The organism is Salmonella sp. 32100201201700099SM (genome assembly GCF_017572645.1).
Lineage (GTDB): Bacteria > Pseudomonadota > Gammaproteobacteria > Enterobacterales > Enterobacteriaceae > Salmonella > Salmonella enterica.
On sequence record NZ_JAGERQ010000001.1, the window covers coordinates 332246 to 352698 of the forward strand.

At 52.5% G+C, this 20453-nt stretch carries 16 protein-coding genes and 1 pseudogene; 10 read left to right on the plus strand and 7 right to left on the minus strand.

Features of this window, described 5'->3' with window-relative positions; all coding sequences use genetic code 11:
- The first annotated feature begins 67 nt into the window (after positions 1 to 67).
- The 5 genes and pseudogenes from J4685_RS01715 (at position 68) to J4685_RS01735 (ending at position 7706) form a co-directional block, all read left to right on the plus strand.
- The gene (locus J4685_RS01715) at positions 68 to 3808 is read left to right on the plus strand and encodes a nitrate reductase subunit alpha (RefSeq protein ID WP_000040406.1); all 3741 of its coding nucleotides are present in this window, start codon (positions 68 to 70) and stop codon (positions 3806 to 3808) included.
- Positions 3805 to 5349 (plus strand): nitrate reductase subunit beta, encoded by a 1545-nt coding sequence (gene narH / locus J4685_RS01720; RefSeq protein ID WP_000702602.1) that lies wholly within the window; start codon positions 3805 to 3807, stop codon positions 5347 to 5349. Before J4685_RS01715 ends, narH begins: the two co-directional genes overlap by 4 nt.
- Positions 5349 to 6030 (plus strand): annotated as a pseudogene (gene narW, locus J4685_RS01725) (nitrate reductase molybdenum cofactor assembly chaperone). Before narH ends, narW begins: the two are co-directional and overlap by 1 nt.
- On the plus strand, positions 6027 to 6707 hold the full coding sequence (narI, locus tag J4685_RS01730; RefSeq protein WP_000617100.1) for a respiratory nitrate reductase subunit gamma: 681 nt from the start codon (positions 6027 to 6029) through the stop codon (positions 6705 to 6707). Before narW ends, narI begins: the two are co-directional and overlap by 4 nt.
- A 105-nt stretch (positions 6708 to 6812) precedes the next feature.
- Complete coding sequence (locus J4685_RS01735; protein WP_000804295.1) at positions 6813 to 7706, plus strand: PhzF family isomerase; 894 nt, start codon at positions 6813 to 6815, stop codon at positions 7704 to 7706.
- A gap of 35 nt (positions 7707 to 7741) precedes the next feature.
- Here the strand turns inward: J4685_RS01735 and nhoA are convergent, their stop codons facing one another.
- On the minus strand, positions 7742 to 8587 hold the full coding sequence (nhoA, locus tag J4685_RS01740) for an N-hydroxyarylamine O-acetyltransferase (protein WP_000200337.1): 846 nt from the start codon (positions 8585 to 8587) through the stop codon (positions 7742 to 7744).
- Between the two features lie 282 nt (positions 8588 to 8869).
- Complete coding sequence (gene steA, locus J4685_RS01745) at positions 8870 to 9502, minus strand: type III secretion system effector SteA (protein ID WP_001147140.1); 633 nt, start codon at positions 9500 to 9502, stop codon at positions 8870 to 8872.
- Between the two features lie 512 nt (positions 9503 to 10014).
- Between steA and ansP the strand changes: the two genes are divergently transcribed.
- Positions 10015 to 11508, plus strand: coding sequence for an L-asparagine permease (gene ansP, locus J4685_RS01750; RefSeq protein ID WP_000857112.1), 1494 nt, complete (start codon positions 10015 to 10017; stop codon positions 11506 to 11508).
- A gap of 76 nt (positions 11509 to 11584) precedes the next feature.
- On the opposite strand, the gene J4685_RS01755 is transcribed toward ansP, so the two are convergent.
- Positions 11585 to 11806, minus strand: coding sequence for a YgdI/YgdR family lipoprotein (locus J4685_RS01755; protein ID WP_000732362.1), 222 nt, complete (start codon positions 11804 to 11806; stop codon positions 11585 to 11587).
- Positions 11807 to 11950: 144 nt separating this feature from the next.
- Positions 11951 to 13012 (minus strand): YncE family protein, encoded by a 1062-nt coding sequence (locus tag J4685_RS01760; RefSeq protein ID WP_000550643.1) that lies wholly within the window; start codon positions 13010 to 13012, stop codon positions 11951 to 11953.
- A 263-nt stretch (positions 13013 to 13275) separates the two neighbouring features.
- Here J4685_RS01760 and pqqU point away from each other — a divergent pair, with 263 nt between their 5' ends.
- A complete protein-coding gene (pqqU, locus tag J4685_RS01765; RefSeq protein WP_000692052.1) occupies positions 13276 to 15396 on the plus strand; it encodes a TonB-dependent receptor PqqU in 2121 nt (706 codons plus the stop codon).
- A 55-nt stretch (positions 15397 to 15451) separates the two neighbouring features.
- Here pqqU and mcbR read toward each other — a convergent pair whose 3' ends face one another.
- Together mcbR and J4685_RS01775 are read right to left on the minus strand one after the other, a co-directional pair.
- Entirely contained in the window at positions 15452 to 16117 is a 666-nt protein-coding gene (gene mcbR, locus J4685_RS01770) for a colanic acid/biofilm transcriptional regulator McbR (RefSeq protein ID WP_001119592.1), read from the minus strand.
- Positions 16118 to 16450: 333 nt separating this feature from the next.
- On the minus strand, positions 16451 to 17488 hold the full coding sequence (locus tag J4685_RS01775; protein WP_001682108.1) for an NADP-dependent oxidoreductase: 1038 nt from the start codon (positions 17486 to 17488) through the stop codon (positions 16451 to 16453).
- A 211-nt stretch (positions 17489 to 17699) separates the two neighbouring features.
- On the opposite strand from J4685_RS01775, the gene mddA reads away from it, so the two are divergent.
- Both mddA and J4685_RS01785 read left to right on the plus strand, forming a co-directional pair.
- Positions 17700 to 18215, plus strand: a complete 516-nt coding sequence (mddA, locus tag J4685_RS01780; protein WP_000155373.1) for an L-methionine sulfoximine/L-methionine sulfone acetyltransferase — start codon at positions 17700 to 17702, stop codon at positions 18213 to 18215.
- The gene (locus J4685_RS01785) at positions 18215 to 18664 is read left to right on the plus strand and encodes a DMT family transporter (RefSeq protein WP_001076573.1); all 450 of its coding nucleotides are present in this window, start codon (positions 18215 to 18217) and stop codon (positions 18662 to 18664) included. The genes mddA and J4685_RS01785 overlap by 1 nt, the downstream gene beginning before the upstream one ends.
- A gap of 4 nt (positions 18665 to 18668) precedes the next feature.
- On the opposite strand, the gene J4685_RS01790 is transcribed toward J4685_RS01785, so the two are convergent.
- On the minus strand, positions 18669 to 18902 hold the full coding sequence (locus J4685_RS01790) for a YdcY family protein (protein WP_000018720.1): 234 nt from the start codon (positions 18900 to 18902) through the stop codon (positions 18669 to 18671).
- Between the two features lie 223 nt (positions 18903 to 19125).
- Here J4685_RS01790 and srfA point away from each other — a divergent pair, with 223 nt between their 5' ends.
- Positions 19126 to 20451 (plus strand): virulence-associated effector SrfA, encoded by a 1326-nt coding sequence (gene srfA / locus J4685_RS01795; protein WP_001129959.1) that lies wholly within the window; start codon positions 19126 to 19128, stop codon positions 20449 to 20451.
- Positions 20452 to 20453: the final 2 nt, after the last annotated feature.

Below are 20453 nucleotides of genomic sequence, written 5' to 3' on the forward strand. Positions count from 1 at the left end.
CATCCGGCAATGGTTTAACGCCAAATCGACAGGATGGCGGAAAATTTATCGAAGCAGGAGAAATGTCATGAGTAAACTGTTGGATCGCTTTCGTTACTTTAAACAAAAAGGCGATACCTTTGCCGACGGCCATGGTCAGGTGATGCATACCAACCGCGACTGGGAAGACAGTTATCGCCAGCGCTGGCAGTTTGATAAGATCGTACGCTCAACCCACGGCGTCAACTGCACGGGCTCCTGTAGCTGGAAAATTTATGTCAAAAACGGTCTGGTGACGTGGGAAACCCAGCAAACCGACTACCCGCGCACGCGTCCCGATTTACCGAACCATGAACCGCGCGGCTGCCCGCGCGGCGCCAGCTACTCCTGGTATCTCTATAGCGCCAACCGTCTGAAATACCCTCTGGTGCGTAAGCGGCTGATAGAACTGTGGCGCGAGGCCCTTTCCCGGCACAGCGATCCGGTACTGGCATGGGAATCTATAATGAACGACCCGCAAAAATGCCAAAGTTACAAACAGGTGCGCGGACATGGCGGCTTTATTCGTTCGAGCTGGAAAGAGCTGAATCAGCTCATTGCCGCCGCTAACGTCTGGACAATCAAAACCTATGGCCCGGATCGTGTGGCGGGATTTTCACCTATTCCGGCGATGTCGATGGTTTCTTACGCCGCCGGAACACGTTATCTGTCATTGCTTGGCGGTACTTGCCTGAGCTTCTATGACTGGTATTGCGATCTTCCGCCCGCGTCGCCAATGACCTGGGGCGAGCAGACTGACGTGCCGGAGTCCGCCGACTGGTATAACTCAGCCTACATTATTGCCTGGGGCTCTAACGTGCCGCAGACGCGTACCCCGGACGCCCACTTCTTTACCGAAGTGCGCTACAAAGGCACCAAGACAATCGCCATCACCCCGGACTATTCCGAAGTCGCTAAACTGTGCGATCAGTGGCTGGCGCCAAAGCAAGGTACCGACAGCGCGCTGGCGATGGCCATGGGTCACGTCATTTTGAAAGAGTTTCATCTCGATAATCCCAGCGACTATTTTCTTAACTATTGCCGCCGTTATACCGACATGCCGATGCTGGTCCTGTTGGATGAGCGCGCAGACGGCAGTTATGTACCGGGGCGTATGATGCGCGCGTCGGATCTGATGGATGGGCTGGGAGAAGCCAACAATCCGGAATGGAAAACCGTCGCGCTCAACAGTACGGGCGAACTGGTCGCGCCCAACGGTTCTATCGGTTTTCGCTGGGGTGAAAAGGGAAAATGGAACCTGGAACCGGTGGCGGCGGGCGTCGAAACTGAACTGTCGCTCTCTTTACTCGGCCAGCATGATGATGTGGCGGGTGTCGCCTTCCCCTATTTTGGCGGTAACGAAAACCCACATTTCCGCAGCGTGCGGCAGGAACCGGTGCTGGTTCGTCAGTTACCGGTGAAACGCCTGACTCTGGCGGACGGTAGCGAGCGGATGGTCGTCAGCGTTTACGATCTGGTGCTGGCGAATTATGGGCTGGATCGTGGTCTGGATGACGGCCATAGCGCCAATAATTATAACGACGTAAAAGCCTACACGCCGGCCTGGGGCGAACAGATTACCGGCGTGCCGCGTCGACATATCGAAACTATTGCGCGTGAATTTGCCGAGACCGCCCATAAAACTCACGGTCGTTCGATGATCATCCTCGGCGCGGGAGTGAATCACTGGTATCACATGGATATGAATTACCGTGGGATGATTAACATGCTGGTGTTCTGCGGCTGTGTTGGACAAACCGGCGGCGGCTGGGCGCACTATGTCGGCCAGGAGAAGCTGCGGCCGCAAACCGGCTGGCTGCCGCTGGCCTTCGCGCTGGACTGGAATCGCCCGCCGCGTCAGATGAACAGTACCTCGTTTTTCTACAACCATGCCAGCCAGTGGCGCTATGAAAAACTGACTGCGCAAGAGTTGCTGTCGCCGCTGGCCGATCCGGCTAAATTTTCCGGACACCTGATCGATTTCAACGTGCACGCGGAACGTATGGGCTGGCTACCCTCGGCGCCGCAGCTTAATCTTAACCCGCTCAGCGTGAAAGCGAGCGCCGATAAAGCCGGGCTGTCTGCGGCGGATTATACCGTGCAGGCGTTGAAATCAGGCGCTATCCGTTTTGCCTGCGAACAGCCTGACAGTGGTCATAATCACCCGCGAAATTTATTTGTCTGGCGCTCTAACCTGCTCGGCTCCTCCGGGAAAGGTCATGAGTACATGCTCAAATATCTGCTGGGCACCGACAGCGGTATCCAGGGCGAAGCGCTGGGTTCCAGCGAAGGAATTAAGCCTGAAGAGGTGGAATGGCAGTCCGCCGCGATTGAGGGCAAGCTCGATCTGTTGGTCACGCTTGATTTCCGTATGTCCAGTACCTGTCTGTTTTCCGATATCGTTTTGCCGACCGCCACCTGGTATGAAAAAGACGATATGAATACCTCGGATATGCATCCGTTTATCCACCCCCTTTCCGCCGCGGTCGATCCTGCCTGGGAATCCAAAAGCGACTGGGAGATCTACAAAGGTATCGCCAGCGTCTTTTCTGAAGTGTGTGTCGGACATCTCGGACAGGAAACCGATGTGGTGTTACACCCGCTCCAGCATGATTCCCCGGCGGAACTGGCGCAGCCATTTGATATTCTCGACTGGCGTAAAGGCGAGTGCGAACTTATTCCGGGCAAAACCGCCCCCAATATCGTCGTGGTTGAACGCGATTATCCGGCCACCTATGAACGTTTTACCTCGCTGGGTCCCCTGCTGGATAAATTAGGCAACGGCGGTAAGGGTATTGCCTGGAATACGCAAGATGAAGTCGATTTCCTCGGTAAGCTCAATTACACCAAACACGATGGCCCGGCGAAAGGACGTCCGCGGATCGACACCGCGCTGGATGCTTCGGAAGTGATTCTTGCCTTAGCGCCGGAAACTAACGGCCAGGTGGCGGTGAAAGCCTGGCAGGCGTTGGGCGAGATGACCGGGCGCGAGCACACCCATCTGGCCATCAATAAAGAAGATGAGAAAATTCACTTTCGTGATATCCAGGCGCAACCGCGCAAAATTATCTCCAGCCCGACCTGGTCAGGGCTGGAAAGCGAGCATATCTCTTATAACGCCGGCTATACCAACGTACATGAACTGATCCCGTGGCGCACGTTGTCGGGGCGGCAACAACTCTATCAGGATCATGCGTGGATGCGCGCTTTTGGCGAAAGCTTGGTGGCATATCGTCCGCCGATTGATACCCGCAGCGTCAGCGAAATGCGAGAAATTCCGCCCAACGGTTTCCCGGAAAAAGCGCTTAACTTCCTGACGCCGCACCAGAAATGGGGAATTCACTCCATCTACAGCGAAAACCTGCTGATGCTGACCTTGTCGCGCGGCGGGCCGATTGTCTGGATCAGCGAAGCCGATGCCCGTGAATTGGGTATTGAAGATAACGACTGGATTGAAGCCTTCAACGCTAATGGCGCCCTTACCGCTCGTGCGGTGGTCAGCCAGCGCGTTCCGCCGGGTATGACCATGATGTACCACGCCCAGGAGCGAATTATGAATATTCCGGGCTCGGAAGTGACCGGGATGCGCGGCGGGATCCATAACTCCGTGACCCGGGTCTGTCCAAAACCGACGCATATGATCGGCGGCTATGCGCAACTGGCTTACGGCTTCAACTATTACGGAACCGTGGGTTCGAATCGCGATGAATTCATCATGATCAGGAAAATGAAAAACATTAACTGGCTGGATGATGAGGGCCGGGATCAGGTACAGGAGGCGAAAAAATGAAAATACGCTCACAGGTTGGGATGGTACTGAATCTCGATAAATGTATTGGCTGTCACACCTGCTCCGTCACCTGTAAAAACGTCTGGACCGGACGTGAAGGGATGGAATACGCATGGTTCAATAACGTCGAAACTAAACCGGGCATCGGCTATCCCAAAAACTGGGAAGACCAGCAGGAGTGGCAAGGCGGTTGGGTTCGTGATGTTAATGGCAAGATAAGGCCCCGTCTGGGCGGCAAAATGGGGGTAATTAGCAAAATTTTCGCCAACCCGGTGATTCCGCAAATCGATGATTACTATGAACCCTTTACCTTCGATTATCAGCATTTACATACTGCGCCGGAGAGTAAGCATCAGCCCACTGCCCGCCCTCGCTCACTGATTGACGGAAAACGGATGGACAAGGTGATCTGGGGGCCAAACTGGGAAGAGCTGCTCGGCGGCGAGTTTGAAAAACGCGCCCGCGACCGCAACTTCGACAACATACAAAAAGAGATGTACGGTCAGTTCGAAAACACCTTCATGATGTACCTGCCGCGCCTGTGCGAACACTGCCTGAACCCCAGTTGTGTCGCCACCTGCCCAAGTGGCGCTATTTATAAGCGTGAAGAAGACGGCATCGTGCTAATCGACCAGGATAAATGCCGGGGCTGGCGTTTGTGTATCAGCGGCTGCCCGTACAAAAAAATCTACTTTAACTGGAAGAGCGGTAAGTCTGAGAAGTGCATATTTTGCTATCCGCGTATTGAATCCGGCCAGCCGACCGTTTGTTCGGAAACCTGCGTCGGGCGCATTCGTTATCTTGGCGTTCTGCTCTACGACGCTGACAGGATTGAAGAAGCGGCCAGTACCGAACACGAGACGGATTTGTATGAACGTCAGTGCGATGTGTTTCTCGATCCGCACGATCCGGCGGTCATCGAAGAGGCGCTTAAACAGGGCATCCCGCAAAACGTCATCGACGCCGCCCAACGGTCGCCGGTGTACAAAATGGCGATGGACTGGAAGCTGGCGCTTCCGCTGCACCCGGAATACCGTACCCTTCCGATGGTCTGGTACGTACCGCCGCTATCGCCCATCCAGTCATACGCCGACGCGGGCGGGTTGCCGCACAATGGCAATATTCTGCCGGCGGTGGAAACGCTGCGTATTCCAGTTCAGTACCTGGCCAATATGCTCAGCGCGGGCGATACCGGCCCGGTCATTCGGGCGCTAAAGCGGATGATGGCGATGCGCCACTACATGCGCTCGCAGACGGTTGAAGGCGTGACGGATACCCGCGCGATTGACGAAGTGGGTCTGAGCGTACAACAGGTTGAAGAGATGTATCGCTACCTGGCGATTGCCAATTATGAAGATCGTTTTGTCATTCCCACCAGCCACCGGGAAATGGCGCGCGACGCCTTTCCGGAGCGCAACGGCTGCGGCTTTACTTTTGGCGACGGTTGCCACGGGTCGGATACCAAATTCAACCTGTTCAACAGTAGCCGTATTGATGCCATCAATATCACCGAAGTGCGTGATAAAGCGGAGGGGGAATAATGCAAATCCTCAAAGCGATTGGCCTGTTGATGGAGTATCCGGACGACGAGTTGTGGGAATGTCGGGATGAAGCGCTTGCCCTTATCCAACACGATGCGCCAATGCTGGCCGACTTCACTCGCGAGCTGCTTTATGCGCCGTTACTGGATAAACAAGCAGAATGGTGTGAAGTGTTTGACCGCGGGCGCGCCACTTCATTGCTGTTATTCGAGCATGTTCATGCGGAGTCCCGCGATCGCGGCCAGGCGATGGTCGATTTGTTAAGTCAGTACGAATCCGTGGGCCTGCAGCTCAACTGCCGCGAACTGCCGGATCATCTGCCGCTCTATCTGGAGTACTTAAGCGTGTTGCCGGAAGCGGAAGCGCGCGAGTGCCCCTATTCTGGCGCTGCTGGGCGGTCGTCTGAAACAGCGAGGAGCGCCGTGGTATCAACTGTTTGACGCCCTGTTGACGCTGGCGGGCAGCTCGCTGACAAGTGACAGTGTCACCAAACAGATTATTCAGGAATCGCGGGATGATACCCGTCAGGCACTGGATGCCGTCTGGGAAGAAGAACAGGTGAAGTTTATCGAAGATAACGCCACGACCTGTGACAGTTCACCGTTACACCATTATCAACGACGCTTTAGCCAGGACGCGGCGCCGCAGTACGTCGACGTCAGCGCGGGAGGCCCGAAATGATACAGTACCTGAACGTCTTTTTTTACGACATCTACCCCTATATTTGCGCCACGGTATTCTTCCTCGGCAGTTGGCTGCGCTATGACTACGGACAATATACCTGGCGCGCGTCGTCCAGCCAGATGCTGGACAAGCGTGGGATGGTGATATGGTCGAATCTGTTCCATATTGGCATTCTGGGGATCTTCTTTGGCCATCTGTTTGGGATGCTAGCGCCACACTGGATGTATGCCTGGTTCCTGCCGATTGCGGTAAAGCAGCAGATGGCGATGATCCTCGGCGGCGTGTGCGGCGTATTAACGTTGATCGGCGGCGCGGGATTACTGTGGCGTCGTCTGACCAATCAGCGTGTGCGGGCGACATCCACTACACCAGATATTATCATCATGAGCATTTTGCTGATTCAGTGCCTGCTTGGCCTGAGCACCATTCCGTTTTCGGCGCAATATCCGGATGGCAGCGAAATGATGAAGTTGGTGGGCTGGGCGCAAAGTATTGTCACCTTCCGCGGCGGGTCTTCGGAAATGCTGAGCGGTGTGGCGTTTGTTTTCCGCGTTCATCTGGTGCTGGGAATGACCATTTTCCTGCTCTTCCCGTTCACCCGTCTGGTTCATGTCTGGAGCGCGCCGTTTGAGTATTTCACCCGTCGCTACCAGATTGTTCGTACCCGCCGCTAATTCTCTTTGCCCGGGGATACGCTTACCGGGCAAAGAAAAACGCCTGGGCGTCGTCATTCGGCAACGCACAGGCTATGATGATTCTTCAGTCAAAGGAGAACATCAATGAAACCGCAGATTTACCATGTTGACGCCTTCACCAGCGAACCCTTTCGCGGCAACTCTGCTGGCGTTGTCTTACATGCGGATACGCTAAGCGACGCGCAGATGCAGCTGATTGCCCGTGAACTTCGTCACTCGGAAACCGCCTTTTTGCTAAAAAGCGAAGAGAGTGATGTGCGCATACGCTACTTTACACCGACAGTAGAAGTCCCCATCTGTGGTCATGCCACTGTGGCCGCGCATTATGTTCGGGCAACGGTACTGGGGTTGGGAAACACCACCGTCTGGCAAACCTCGTTAGCGGGCCGTCATCGCGTTGAAATTCATGCCGAACACAACGACTATCGCATCACGCTGGAACAAGGTCAGCCCTCTTTTGAACCACCGCTAGTCGGAGAGATTCGGGCTGCCATCATCACCGCACTGAACCTGACTGAAGATGATATCGTGCCGGGAGCGCCAATTCAGGTGGCTTCAACAGGACATGCAAAAGTGATGATCCTGCTCAAACCAGACGTTGATATTGATGCCCTTTCGCCGAATCTGGCAGCCCTGACGGCAATCAGCCAGCAAATTGGCTGTAACGGCTTTTTTCCTTTCCAGATTCGTCCGGGAAAAAACGAAACCGATGGGCGAATGTTTTCCCCGGCGATAGGAATTGTGGAAGATCCGGTAACGGGAAACGCCAATGGCCCGATGGGGGCATGGCTCGTCCATCATGGCCTGATGGCGCATGACGGTAAAACGCTGCAGATTCAAGGCCATCAGGGGCGCGCTTTAGGCAAAGAGGGTACTGTTGATGTTAGCGTCACCATTCGCGATAACCAGCCGGAAAACGTCACCATCTCCGGCCAGGCGGTCATTCTGTTTCATGCCGAATGGGCCATTACTTTTTAATCTTTGTCAGGCCCGCAAATCCTCGCGGCAAAAAATTATTTTCCCGCCTCCGGATGGGTATCAAATGCAGCCATTACCGCGGCCAGCTCCGCCTCGGTAAAACCGTGCTTTACATCATTTACGCCGAGACCAAACTGCTGCTGAAGTAACTGATACAACGACGGTACATCCGGTATATTGACCTGTTCAACGGCATGTCCCTGGTGGTAACGCGTGAAGTGGAAATTCGTTAATGTCAGCTTGCCGCCATCAGGCAAATGGCGGCACATCAACAAATGATGACGAAAATGGGATTGCGGCCAGTGAGCCGACCAGAAATTGCCCATTACATGATCGCTCTGCTGCTGCACCCCCAGATCAAAACAGTACATCGACTGCCAGTGCTCATGGTGGCGGAATTGTAAAATCCATGTGCTCCCCTCCTGTATCAGGCGGTATTCGCCATGCGGCGTTTGCTGGGCAATTTCAGCCTGCAGACGAAGCGGTGCGGTTAGCGTTTGGCCGCCAAACCCCACGTCCGCGATCCACTGCTCATCCTCAACATCAACCAGCAGCAAACGGTGCGTGCGCGGCGGTAAACTGGCGGGATGAGACAGAATGACCCGCCCCAATAAGCTTCGGACGTTAAAACCGATGTCGCGTAACGCGCGTTCAAACAGGCCATTCAGTTCAAAACAGTATCCACCGCGTCGGGCATAAAGCAGTTTCTCCTCTAGTGCCGTCTCATCAAGCTGTATTTCACGAGGCAGTAGCACATCCAGATTTTCAAAAGGAATCGCGCAGTTGTGCGCTAAGTGAAGCGTTCTGAGCGCTTCAACCGTAGGAACCCCCAACGGCTGACAATTTAATCGCGTAAAATAAGCATGTAAAAAAGAGGTCATCTGAGGCTTCCATTAACATTAATGCTTGCGTTCGGCACACAGGCTGAGGTGGATATCGCTGCGCAACAGGATACCCTATCCGTGGAATAGCGTTGGATACTTTTGAAAAAATAAGACAGGCCGGCTACAGCCGCCGGGGTACGTAGAATTTTGGCGTACAAACGGAAATCGGGTTCTGAGAATCTCTTTGCGACACGCCGCCAAAATAGCGGCGTGTTAAAATTTTTAACGCCAGCTCAGCGAGTCTGATTTCTAACAAAACTGGCTAAACATAAACGCTTTTTAATACTTGTCTAAATAGTTATGGTAACGATCTTTTATGTCGGCCGCCCGTTGCGCTTTCGCCTCCGGCATGTCGCTGGCCCGATCGGTATAATATTTTAAACTCGGAATGGCGCCTAATGCCTGAGGTAAGGCATTATATGCTGCTATTCGCTCTCTGACGGTTTTATATTTTTCATCAATATCATAACCATAGTATGCTGGCGCTTCAAAAAAGCCCTCTTCCAGTCTCATACAGATATCTTCAAAGGACCCCTTAACCTCAACGCTATGTTCGCCATCCGATATCCTGACGATTGGCTCACGTCCAGCCATCAGCGAGAGTTGTTCGAATGTTAACATCCGACCATCAGAAAGCTCGACATCTATAATAAATTGTTCATCACGTACAGCATCTGCAAGGTGATTATGGATATTCCCTGCATTGGCACAGAACTCATCAACTTTAGGCGTAACATTGCAATAATGTTCAATTACTCGCGTAAATCCGTAGGCCAGTCCTGCGGTAAGCACATACAAGATGCCTTTCATGATTTTTGTTGATAATTTATTTTCATAATCTCCTGCAGCAACATGAGGTAGCTTATTTCCTGATAAAGCTCTGGCATAGGTAGAAACTGATGTATATGGCATATCCTGCTCCTTCAAATTTTGCTCAATAGCTTTATATGTCCTACTCCTCTCTCATTATGACGATATGTCAATCAACAAAATTGCTCAAAGGCATACATTTTCAGGAGAAAATGAGAATAACAGGCGCAACGGCCTGATCTTATGCTGCTTCAATATCGTCAGGTGGTTTATCGTTCGAGGTCATATCTATGACCATAAATCCCTGCAGGGATTAACTCTGATTAATTATTGCGCAACGCAATCACTGCGGATTTGTGCTGGCGTCTTATCTGGCTGAATCGTGACCACACCGCACCACATCTGACCACACAAATAAACTCGACATCCTCATTTTGTTCTTTCCGTATGTTTTGCGTCATTTAACAATTGCAGGTAGGATGCTCCGCCGGCGGTTTTATCCCTGTCACAGAATCAGGGAAAAGCGGCATTCGCCATTGCAGGCAATCGATTGGTGAGCGCCCGTCGCGGCATAAGGAATTTTTCTGTCAGGACAGGCTACAACAGGTAACGTAATGAAAACACAGACTACGCACGCCGCAGAACAACATGCGGCGAAACGACGCTGGCTGAACGCCCATGAAGAGGGGTATCACAAAGCGATGGGGAATCGTCAGGTTCAGATGATTGCTATCGGCGGCGCGATTGGCACCGGTTTATTTTTAGGTGCAGGCGCCCGATTGCAAATGGCCGGACCGGCACTGGCGCTGGTCTATCTGATATGCGGCATTTTTTCTTTTTTCATTTTACGCGCGCTGGGCGAACTGGTATTGCACCGTCCTTCCAGCGGGAGCTTCGTCTCCTACGCCCGTGAGTTTTTGGGTGAAAAAGCGGCCTACGTCGCAGGCTGGATGTACTTTATTAACTGGGCGATGACCGGGATCGTCGATATCACCGCAGTGGCGTTATATATGCACTACTGGGGCGCATTTGGCGACGTTCCGCAATGGGTGTTCGCGCTCGGCGCGTTAACCATTGTCGGTACCATGAACATGATCGGCGTAAAATGGTTTGCCGAAATGGAGTTCTGGTTCGCGCTGATAAAAGTACTCGCCATTGTTATCTTCCTGGTGGTAGGCACGATTTTTCTCGGTACCGGTCAACCGCTTGAGGGTAATGCCACCGGTTTTCACCTGATTACAGATAATGGCGGCTTTTTCCCGCACGGCCTGTTGCCCGCGCTGGTACTGATTCAGGGCGTAGTGTTCGCCTTTGCTTCGATTGAACTGGTCGGTACCGCCGCTGGGGAGTGCAAAGATCCACAGACGATGGTGCCAAAAGCCATCAATAGCGTGATCTGGCGTATTGGTCTTTTCTATGTAGGATCGGTCGTATTGCTGGTTTTACTGCTGCCGTGGAACGCCTACCAGGCGGGGCAAAGTCCGTTTGTCACCTTCTTTTCTAAACTTGGCGTGCCTTATATCGGCAGTATTATGAATATCGTGGTGTTAACCGCCGCGCTTTCCAGCCTGAACTCCGGGCTTTACTGTACGGGGAGAATTTTACGTTCAATGTCGATGGGGGGGTCCGCGCCGAAATTCATGGCGAAAATGAGCCGTCAGCATGTGCCCTATGCGGGTATTCTGGCGACTCTGGTGGTTTACGTGGTCGGCGTGTTCCTGAATTACCTGGTCCCCTCCCGCGTGTTTGAGATCGTTCTTAATTTTGCCTCGCTCGGCATTATCGCGTCGTGGGCGTTTATCATGGTGTGCCAGATGCGTTTACGCCAGGCAATAAAAGAAGGCAAAGCCGCAGACGTCAGTTTTAAACTGCCCGGCGCGCCTTTTACCTCCTGGCTAACACTGCTGTTTTTACTAAGCGTGCTGGTACTCATGGCGTTTGACTACCCGAATGGAACTTACACTATCGCCTCGTTGCCGCTGATCGCTATTCTGCTGGTCGCCGGCTGGTTTGGCGTGCGACGTCGCGTAGCGGAGATCCATCGCACTGCGCCAGTGACGGCGGATTCGACAGAGAGTGTCGTATTGAAAGAAGAAGCAGCGACATAACATTACCCTTCCCCGGCAGCCCCAGGCCTGCCGGATTTAATGCGCGTTGCCGCCAACACCGCATCGCGCCCAATGCTTAGTCAGCCTTAATCAACTGCGCCACATCATTGCTGTTAATTTCCCGCTGGTTGCCTTCCTGATCGGTATAACTGGTCATTCCCGTCTCTTTATCTAACTGTGGCTTACCCTGAGTTACGATCGTTTGCCCATTCTTCGTCGTCATCACATAGTTGGTTGTACAACCCGCAAGCATAAAAAACATCATGCCCAAACCTGAGCATATAAATAACTTTTTCATATTTTCCTCGTGAATATAATGAGTAAACTACAGCAAAAAGGCAGTGTAATTCTCACAGAATCATCAGGCTATCGGCGGGGTGTAACGAGGCGTATCGGTGCGTTTAAAGAGATGACTGGAGGGGTTTCCCCCTCCATACCCTATTTACAGAGCAATGCGAATAACATCATCCGGCTGCGTCGCTTCCTGTTCACGTGTCGATTTCTGCTTCACGCTGACGTAGAGCGTTTTACCGTCTGCCGATAGCGCCAGACTATTCGGGTACGTCGGCGTATCGAACGTTTTAACAACGTTATAGGTCTTCGCATCGATCACGCTGACCTGCCCTGCCTGACGGTGCGTCACATACGCCTCGTTACGTGTCGGATTATACAGGACGGCCAAAGAGGCAGGCGCCGCGATTTTGACAAGAATATTGCCATTACGGGTATCGACAACCAGAACTTCAGTCGCCTTCGAGTCGGTGATAAACGCGCGATGACCTGCGGTATCGAGACTCAGATTAATAAAGAAGTGTTCTTTACCGTCATCCAGCAACTTCTTACGACTGAGAATTTTATTGCTGGCAGTATCGATGGTGATAAATTCGCCATCCGCATTGGTGGTGTACAGGCGTTGCGCTTTACTGTCGAGCGCCAGACCCGTACTCATTTTGCCGGTATTTTCGATCGTCGTTTTCAGTTTGATGGTTTCGCCATCCACTACCCAAATAGCACTCTCTTTACCAACACCGCTAATGTAGATCGTGTTGGTAGACGCATCGGCAACCAGCTCACGGGGCTGTAACGGACGAACCTCTTCAGTACGTTTGCGCGCATCAAGTACCAGACGACCTTTTACATCACCCGTTTTGGCATCAATCGCGGTAACAGCGCTGTTAATGGTATTGCCAAACCACAGCGTTTGGGTCGCGGCATTGATGGTGGCGCCGAACGGCTTGAGATCGTTATGAATCGCTTGCGTGATTTCCAGCGTCACCGGGTCGAGACGATAAACTACGCCGCCTTTATCCAGTTTACGGCTTTGCGATGTAGCCAGCCAGAGCGCGTTTTCTTGCTGACTCCAGGCCATCTCATAAGCGCCTTTGCCTACTGCTTTACGCAGCATGTCTTCCGCCGCCAGCGTGCTAAATGAGGATGCGACGAGGAGCGAACCTAACAATAAAGAACCACGCAGGCGCGGCGAAAAAAGATGACGTAAGTGCATGACGACTCCCTTTGATAAAAACGTGTATAGCTGCTTCACACTACTTCGCTGCGCGGGATCTTCGTTCCGCACTTATTATAAGTTGAGAATAATAATCATTATTTATCAGAAAGTGGAGCTTTTCCTCGCCTGCGAATGTCATGGCTCTTAAATACCGCACATTTTCTTAACTTAATGTGCGATTAAAATCTCAAAACTTTACATATTGACTACCCTTAATGTCACGTTTTCCGTTGATACGCTTACATTTATCCGGCATTTTCATGAAAATTATTTCCGTTAGACAGCGACTTTATCCCGCCCTCTTATTGCCTCTGACCTTCTCCCCGGTCCTTCAGGCCGCCAGCGCGCCCAATGAACAAACCATGCTAGTCACCGCAACGCCGCAAACCGTATCCGAGCTGGATACACCTGCCGCCGTTAGCGTCATTGAGGGAGAAGACATGCGTCTGGCGACGCCGCGCGTTAATTTATCTGAGTCTTTAACCAGCGTCCCGGGATTGCAGGTGCAGAACCGGCAGAACTACGCGCAGGATCTGCAAATCTCTATCCGTGGATTTGGCTCGCGTTCCGCCTTTGGCGTGCGCGGCATTCGTCTGTATGTTGATGGCATTCCCGCCACCATGCCGGATGGACAAGGCCAGATTTCGAATATTGATATTAACAGCATACAAAACGTTGAAGTGTTACGCGGCCCCTTCTCAGCGCTATACGGCAATGCTTCCGGCGGCGTGATAAATGTCACCACCGAAACCGGGAGACAGCCGCCCACCCTTGAGGCCAGCAGCTACTACGGCAGTTATGGAAGCTGGCGCTATGGGTTAAAAGCCACGGGAGCGATGGGGGACGGCACACAGCCTGGCGACGTGGATTACACGGTATCGACTACCCGTTTCACCACCCACGGCTACCGCGATCACAGCGGCGCGCGAAAAAATCTGGCTAATGCCAAACTGGGCGTGCGCCTTGACGATGTCAGTAAACTTTCGCTGATTTTTAATAGTGTGGACATTAAGGCGGACGATCCCGGCGGACTTACCGAATCTGAATGGAAAGCCGATCCGCAACAGGCGCCGCGCGCTGAACAGTACAATACGCGTAAAACCATCAAACAAACTCAGGCAGGATTGCGTTATGAACGTCAGCTCAGCGCGCAGGATGATATCAGCGTGATGGCCTACGCCGGAGAGCGGGAAACCACGCAATACCAGTCTATTCCCCTGGTGGCACAGCTAAAACCAGCCCAGGCTGGCGGCGTAATTACACTGCAACGCCACTATCAGGGAATTGATTCCCGCTGGACTCACCGGGGAGAATTAGGTGTGCCGGTCACCTTCACTGGCGGGTTAAACTATGAAAACATGAGCGAAAACCGCAAGGGTTACAATAATTTCCGTCTCAACAACGGCACCCCTGAGTTCGGGCATAAAGGCGATTTACGGCGGGATGAGCGTAACCTGATGTGGAATGTCGATCCTTATCTGCAAACCCAGTGGCAGCTTACGCAAAAACTCTCGCTGGATGCTGGCGTGCGCTACAGTTCCGTGTGGTTCGATTCTAACGATCACTATATCGCGCCCGGCAATGGCGATGACAGCGGCGACGCCAGCTATCACCACTGGCTACCCGCCGGATCGCTAAAATATGCGTTAACTGACGCCTGGAATCTCTATCTTGCTGCCGGTCGCGGATTTGAAACTCCCACTATCAATGAACTTTCTTATCGCGCTGACGGCCAAAGCGGGTTCAACTTTGACCTCAAACCGTCGACCAATGATACGGTGGAAGTCGGCAGTAAAACGCGGATTGGCAATGGCTTGTTGACCGCCGCGTTATTTCAAACCGATACCGATGATGAAATTGTCGTCGCCAGTAGTATGGGAGGACGCACTACCTACAAAAACGCGGGCAAAACGCGCCGCCAGGGCGCAGAGCTCGCGTTGGACCAGCGCTTCGCCGGCGACTGGCGGGTGAAAGCATCATGGACCTGGCTGGATGCGACCTATCGCAGTAACGTTTGTCAGGGGCAAAACTGTGATGGAAACCGGATGCCCGGCATCGCCCGTAATATGGGATTCGCCTCATTAGGTTTTATCCCGGATGAGGGGTGGTACGCCGGAACAGACGTTCGGTATATGGGCGATATCATGGCCAATGATGAAAATACCGCCAAAGCGCCTTCGTATACCGTTGTTGGACTAAATACAGGGTATAAATTTAATTACAGTCAGCTTACCGTCGATATTTTTGGGCGGGTAGATAATCTATTTGATAAAGAATATATCGGTTCGGTGATCGTTAATGAATCTAATGGCCGATATTATGAGCCAGCGCCAGGGCGTAACTATGGCGTGGGGATTAATCTGGCATGGCAATTTGAATAAATATCCGGCAATAGCGGGGCATCCCCGCTATTGATTAGTCATAGTTTCATGAAAGTTACATGAAGTACTGATTTTTAATCGTCGCTACGTTTTGTTGCAAAACGTTCTGTAGGCAGTGGCGACTGGCTTCTTTATCACCAGTCACTAACGCATTAAGCAATTTTCTGTACAGATTAACGCCGTTTTGATAATCATCAAGTTTAAAATTATCATATAAAAAATGCAGACTTGGCCCCAGGCGTACCCATAATTGCTCGATCATGGCATACAGCGTTGGCATATCCGCGTAGTGGTAGATCTCAAAGCGGAATGCGCGGTTGGCCAAAAGAATTTTCTCCATAACGCCACTTTCCAGCGCCTGTTGAAATTCATCTAATAGCGCATTCAGCGTCTGCTCGCGATCCGGGGTAATCTTACCCGCAGCGGCGACCACCGCCATCTCCTCCAGGGCAGTACGAATCGTATTAATTTCCAGCAAACTTTCCAGCGAGATCTCCGGCACCATAAACGCCTGTGCTGGCGCTACCGCCAAAGCACTGGAAGAGACCAGCCTTAACAGGGCCTCACGCACCGGCGTAATACTGACGCCTAACTCTTGAGCGATATTTTTAGTGATAAGCCTTGCGCCTGGTTTTAATGCGCCAATAGACAATTGATGCTTTAACCGATTTTCAACCTGTGTGGTCAGGCTTATATGTTGTGTTTTTTCCGTACCCGGCATTTTCCTTCCTTCACCTCTTGGCAGAACAACATCGCAATCGAGTCCCGAAGAAGTTTCGGAACTTAATTGTAAAAAAGATAATCCAGACCTGAACGGCCAAATAAATAAAAGTGATAATTTACTTGCGTGATATTCTCATCTTTTACAACAATACAGGTTTCTTTATGGCAACCGTTTTATCTCCGTCATTCCTTCATGTATCGAGATTTTTGACCGGTTCAGGCCGCTGAGGGAGATAAGCTGCCCCACCGCGATCTGAATGATGAATATAAGTAAAGCCGCAATTTTAAAATTTGCACATTTTTATGGCGACATAATGCCGCCATTTTTTCTTTACGCATCGTCCGCTAAACGTATCACGACTTTGCCAAAGTTCTTCCCCGCCAGCAGCCCTATAAACGCTTCTGGCGCATTTTCCAGCCCATCAGTAATCTGCTCCCGGTAATGTATTTTCCCTTCTTTGATCCAACGCCCCATTTCTTGCTGAAACTCATGTATCCGGTGACCATAGTCCTGGTTGATGATAAAACCTTGCAGGCGAATACGCTTTTTAAGTAATGTCGCCATCAGCAGTGGCAGTCTGTCTGGACCGTCCGGCAACGTTGTCGCATTGTAGCCGCTGACCAGACCGCAGAGCGGAATCCGCGCCGACGTATTCAGTAGCGGTAAGACGGCGTCAAAGACTTTACCACCGACATTCTCATAATAGATATCGATACCCTGCGGGCAGGCCTGCGCAAGCTGTTGTGGGAAATTATCAGCGTGATGATCAAGGCACAGATCAAATCCCAAAACGTCTGTCGCATGACGGCATTTTTCCGCGCCGCCGGCAATACCCACGACCCGGCAGCCCTTCAGCTTGCCAATTTGCCCAACCGTTGCGCCTACGGGGCCGGTGGCGGCGGCGACAACCAGCGTTTCGCCCTCTTTCGGCTGGCCGATATCCAGTAACCCCATATAGGCGGTAAACCCCGGCATCCCTAAAACTCCCAACGACCAGGAAGGATGTTGCGGATTATCACCCAGCTTTACCAACCCTTCGCCATCTGAAATGTCATAATCCTGCCAACCATTGTAACTCAACACCCATTCGTCTGGTCGGTAATCAGGATGATTCGACGCGACAACGCGACTGACCGTACCGCCAACCATAACGCAGCCAGGTTCAACTGGCGGCGCATAAGAGGGTTCATCGCTCATGCGGCCACGCATATAAGGGTCGAGTGATAAAAAAACGGTACGCAATAGCACCTGCCCTTCACCGGGCGTCGCGACGTCATCTTCTTCGAGGCGGAAGTTATCCATCTGCGGCGCGCCGTGGGGACGCGAGGCCAAAACCCAACGACGATTTCGGTTGGTCTGTTGCTTCATTCTATTCTCCTCATGCCTGGCATAATCCATCAATAATAGTCGAACATTAGCTTTCTGAGGGAGTTAAACACTCTCAGATATCAGGCTGTGCGCTTTTATGAACGACTTTCTTTCCCCTCTCGCTAAATATGAATTCTTGCGCTAATTCGTTGATTTATGCCGCCTTCAATAGTATTTCTAACACTATCGTAAACATTCCCTGGGGTTCCCTATGACGATTCGCTTTGCCGATAAAGCAGACTGCGCCGCGATTACCGAAATCTATAACCATGCGGTATTACATACTGCGGCCATCTGGAACGATCGGACGGTCGATACGGATAATCGCCTTGCCTGGTATGAGGCCCGTCAATTACTGGGCTATCCGGTGCTGGTAAGCGAAGAAAATGGCGTGGTGACTGGCTATGCATCATTTGGCGATTGGCGCAGTTTCGACGGTTTTCGCTATACCGTCGAGCACTCGGTTTATGTTCATCCGGCGCACCAGGGGAAAGGACTGGGGCGAAAACTGCTCAGCAGACTGATCGACGAAGCCCGACGCTGCGGCAAGCATGTGATGGTGGCCGGTATTGAGTCACAGAATGCCGCCTCGATACGCCTGCATCATTCGCTGGGATTTACCGTCACCGCGCAAATGCCGCAGGTCGGCGTAAAATTTGGCCGTTGGTTAGATCTTACGTTTATGCAGCTCCAGCTTGATGAACACGCCGCGCCGGACGCCTGCTGATGAACCAGTCGCTGACGCTTATCTTTTTGATCGCCGCCGGCGTCGGGCTGGTGGTACAAAACAGTATTATGGTGCGTATTACGCAGACATCAACGACGATTCTGATCGCTATGCTGTTGAACTCGCTGGTAGGGATCGTTTTATTTGTGACGATATTGTGGTTTAAGCAAGGCGCTACGGGCTTCGGCGAGCTGGTCGCCAGCGTGCGCTGGTGGACATTGATCCCCGGTTTGCTGGGGTCATTTTTTGTATTTGCCAGCATTAGCGGGTATCAGAACGTTGGCGCCGCGACGACTATCGCGGTACTGGTCGCCAGTCAGTTAATCGGCGGACTGGCGCTGGATATTGCGCGTAGCCACGGCGTCACGTTACGCGCAATGGTCGGGCCGGCGTTTGGCGCGCTGTTGCTGGTCATTGGCGCATGGCTGATTGCGAAGCGCCAGTTTTAATGGGTTACAGGATCGTGCCGCCTTTGGTGAGCTGTTCGCGGCGCGCGTCCCGATCTTCTTGATATTGCCTGCCGTGATGCGCGATAGCCGTGCGTAAACGCTGCTGCTGCACATAACGATCTTCACGACGTAATTCAGCGTCATCGCTCAAGGCAATCAGCAATTCATTCATATGGGCAATTACGCTCTCCGCGATGGCGGCATCCACGCGGGCGCTCACTTCCTCCAGGTGCGACATAAGCTCTCCTACTCTTTATTCTGTAACAGCATGATTCGCCTATTATACGCGTTATTGTCGCCCGATGCGGTCATTCGCCGCCGCCACCCTGATTTAACTTACGTCAAGTGGAAACACGGGGCTTAATAGACCGAGAATTCGCGCCTTTTTGCCTTTCTTCCGCCGTTTGCTTGCGTATAGACCCCGTAAAGTAGACGCGTGAAGAAGTCTAAGGGATAACAACGTGGCAAAATCTCTCTTGCGCAGCGGCAATCTGGATGATTATCAGGCCGTGGGCGGCGGCGGTCAGGCCGTATTTGAATCAGCATTGCAAATTCGCGAAACGCTTCGTCTGCGTAAACAGCAGGCGATGGTTGACTGTCTGGCGATTCCGCAACTTAACGATAATGGCGATCGGGTTGACTGGTATTCGCCGATTGAAGGTCAGGCGATAGCGTGGAAAGCGGCTGACGAAGAGACACGTTCTCGGGCTTTACGTTATTTAGCCAGCACTTTTGAAAGCGCGGCTGCACTCAGTCGCAAAAGTCTGCAATCCGGTAAAACAGCGCTCCAACTATTTGGTTCGCTACTTGAGAAAGCGACGCAATTTCCCGGCGAAAATCATGTTTTCCTGGTTAACGGCAAACCGGTTATCACCTTCTGGGGATTCGTTAATCTCAACGAAAATACACGCGATGATGTGCTGGACTGCCTGCGGGTCACCGAGGCAATCCCTGACATCCCGCTGGTCGAGCCGGAGCCGGAGCCCGAAGAAAAGCCGCTGGTAGAGGCGGCGTTTAGTCAGGCGGATGAACCCTTGTTAACGTCTGTCATTGAACCGCCGAAAATGCCGGAGGAACCTGTTGCGCCGCCCGTTATCGTTAGCGAGCCGAAGCCGGCCACACCCATCCCGGTTGCTGAGGCGAAAAGAGCTCGCCGTCTACCGCTGTGGAGCTTACCTGTCGCTGCCGTGGTTATCGCCGCCGTCGCCACGCCTTTTTTCTGGCCATCTTCATCCGTTAACGGGTCCTCTCCTGTTCGCGCCGCGCCTGTCGCTACCGCGAAAACTGACGTTACCCCATTGCCTGAACTCACCGCGCATTTGCCACTGCATCGCGCTGAGGTGACGCCCGCCCCCAAAGCGGCGCCGCTGCCGGAGGCGCCTGTTATCATTGCCGCTATTCCCAAAGACGCGCTGGTGATGGACAGTACGCAGATGAAGCTTGGAACCACGCGCTTTTTAAACGGTAGCTGGCGCGTCAGCGTGGATGTCAAAGATCCGATTACCGGCAAGCCGCCCTCTCTGCGTTATCAGATCCAAAATAACAAAGGTATCGCGCGCGTAGTACATGGCGATAACGTGGTTTGTCGGGCGGAAATTTTCTCTGGTCTGCATCAAACGGGCGAGCTGATGATTAAAAGTCGCGGCAATGCGCGCTGCACCGACGGTTCACGTTATCCGATGCCGGAAATTACCTGTAAAGCAGGCGTCAATGACGTCGCAACCTGTACCGCCCGTTATGGCGACCACGCGGCAATTCCGTTGACGTTTAAAAAGATAGGTGCCTGATT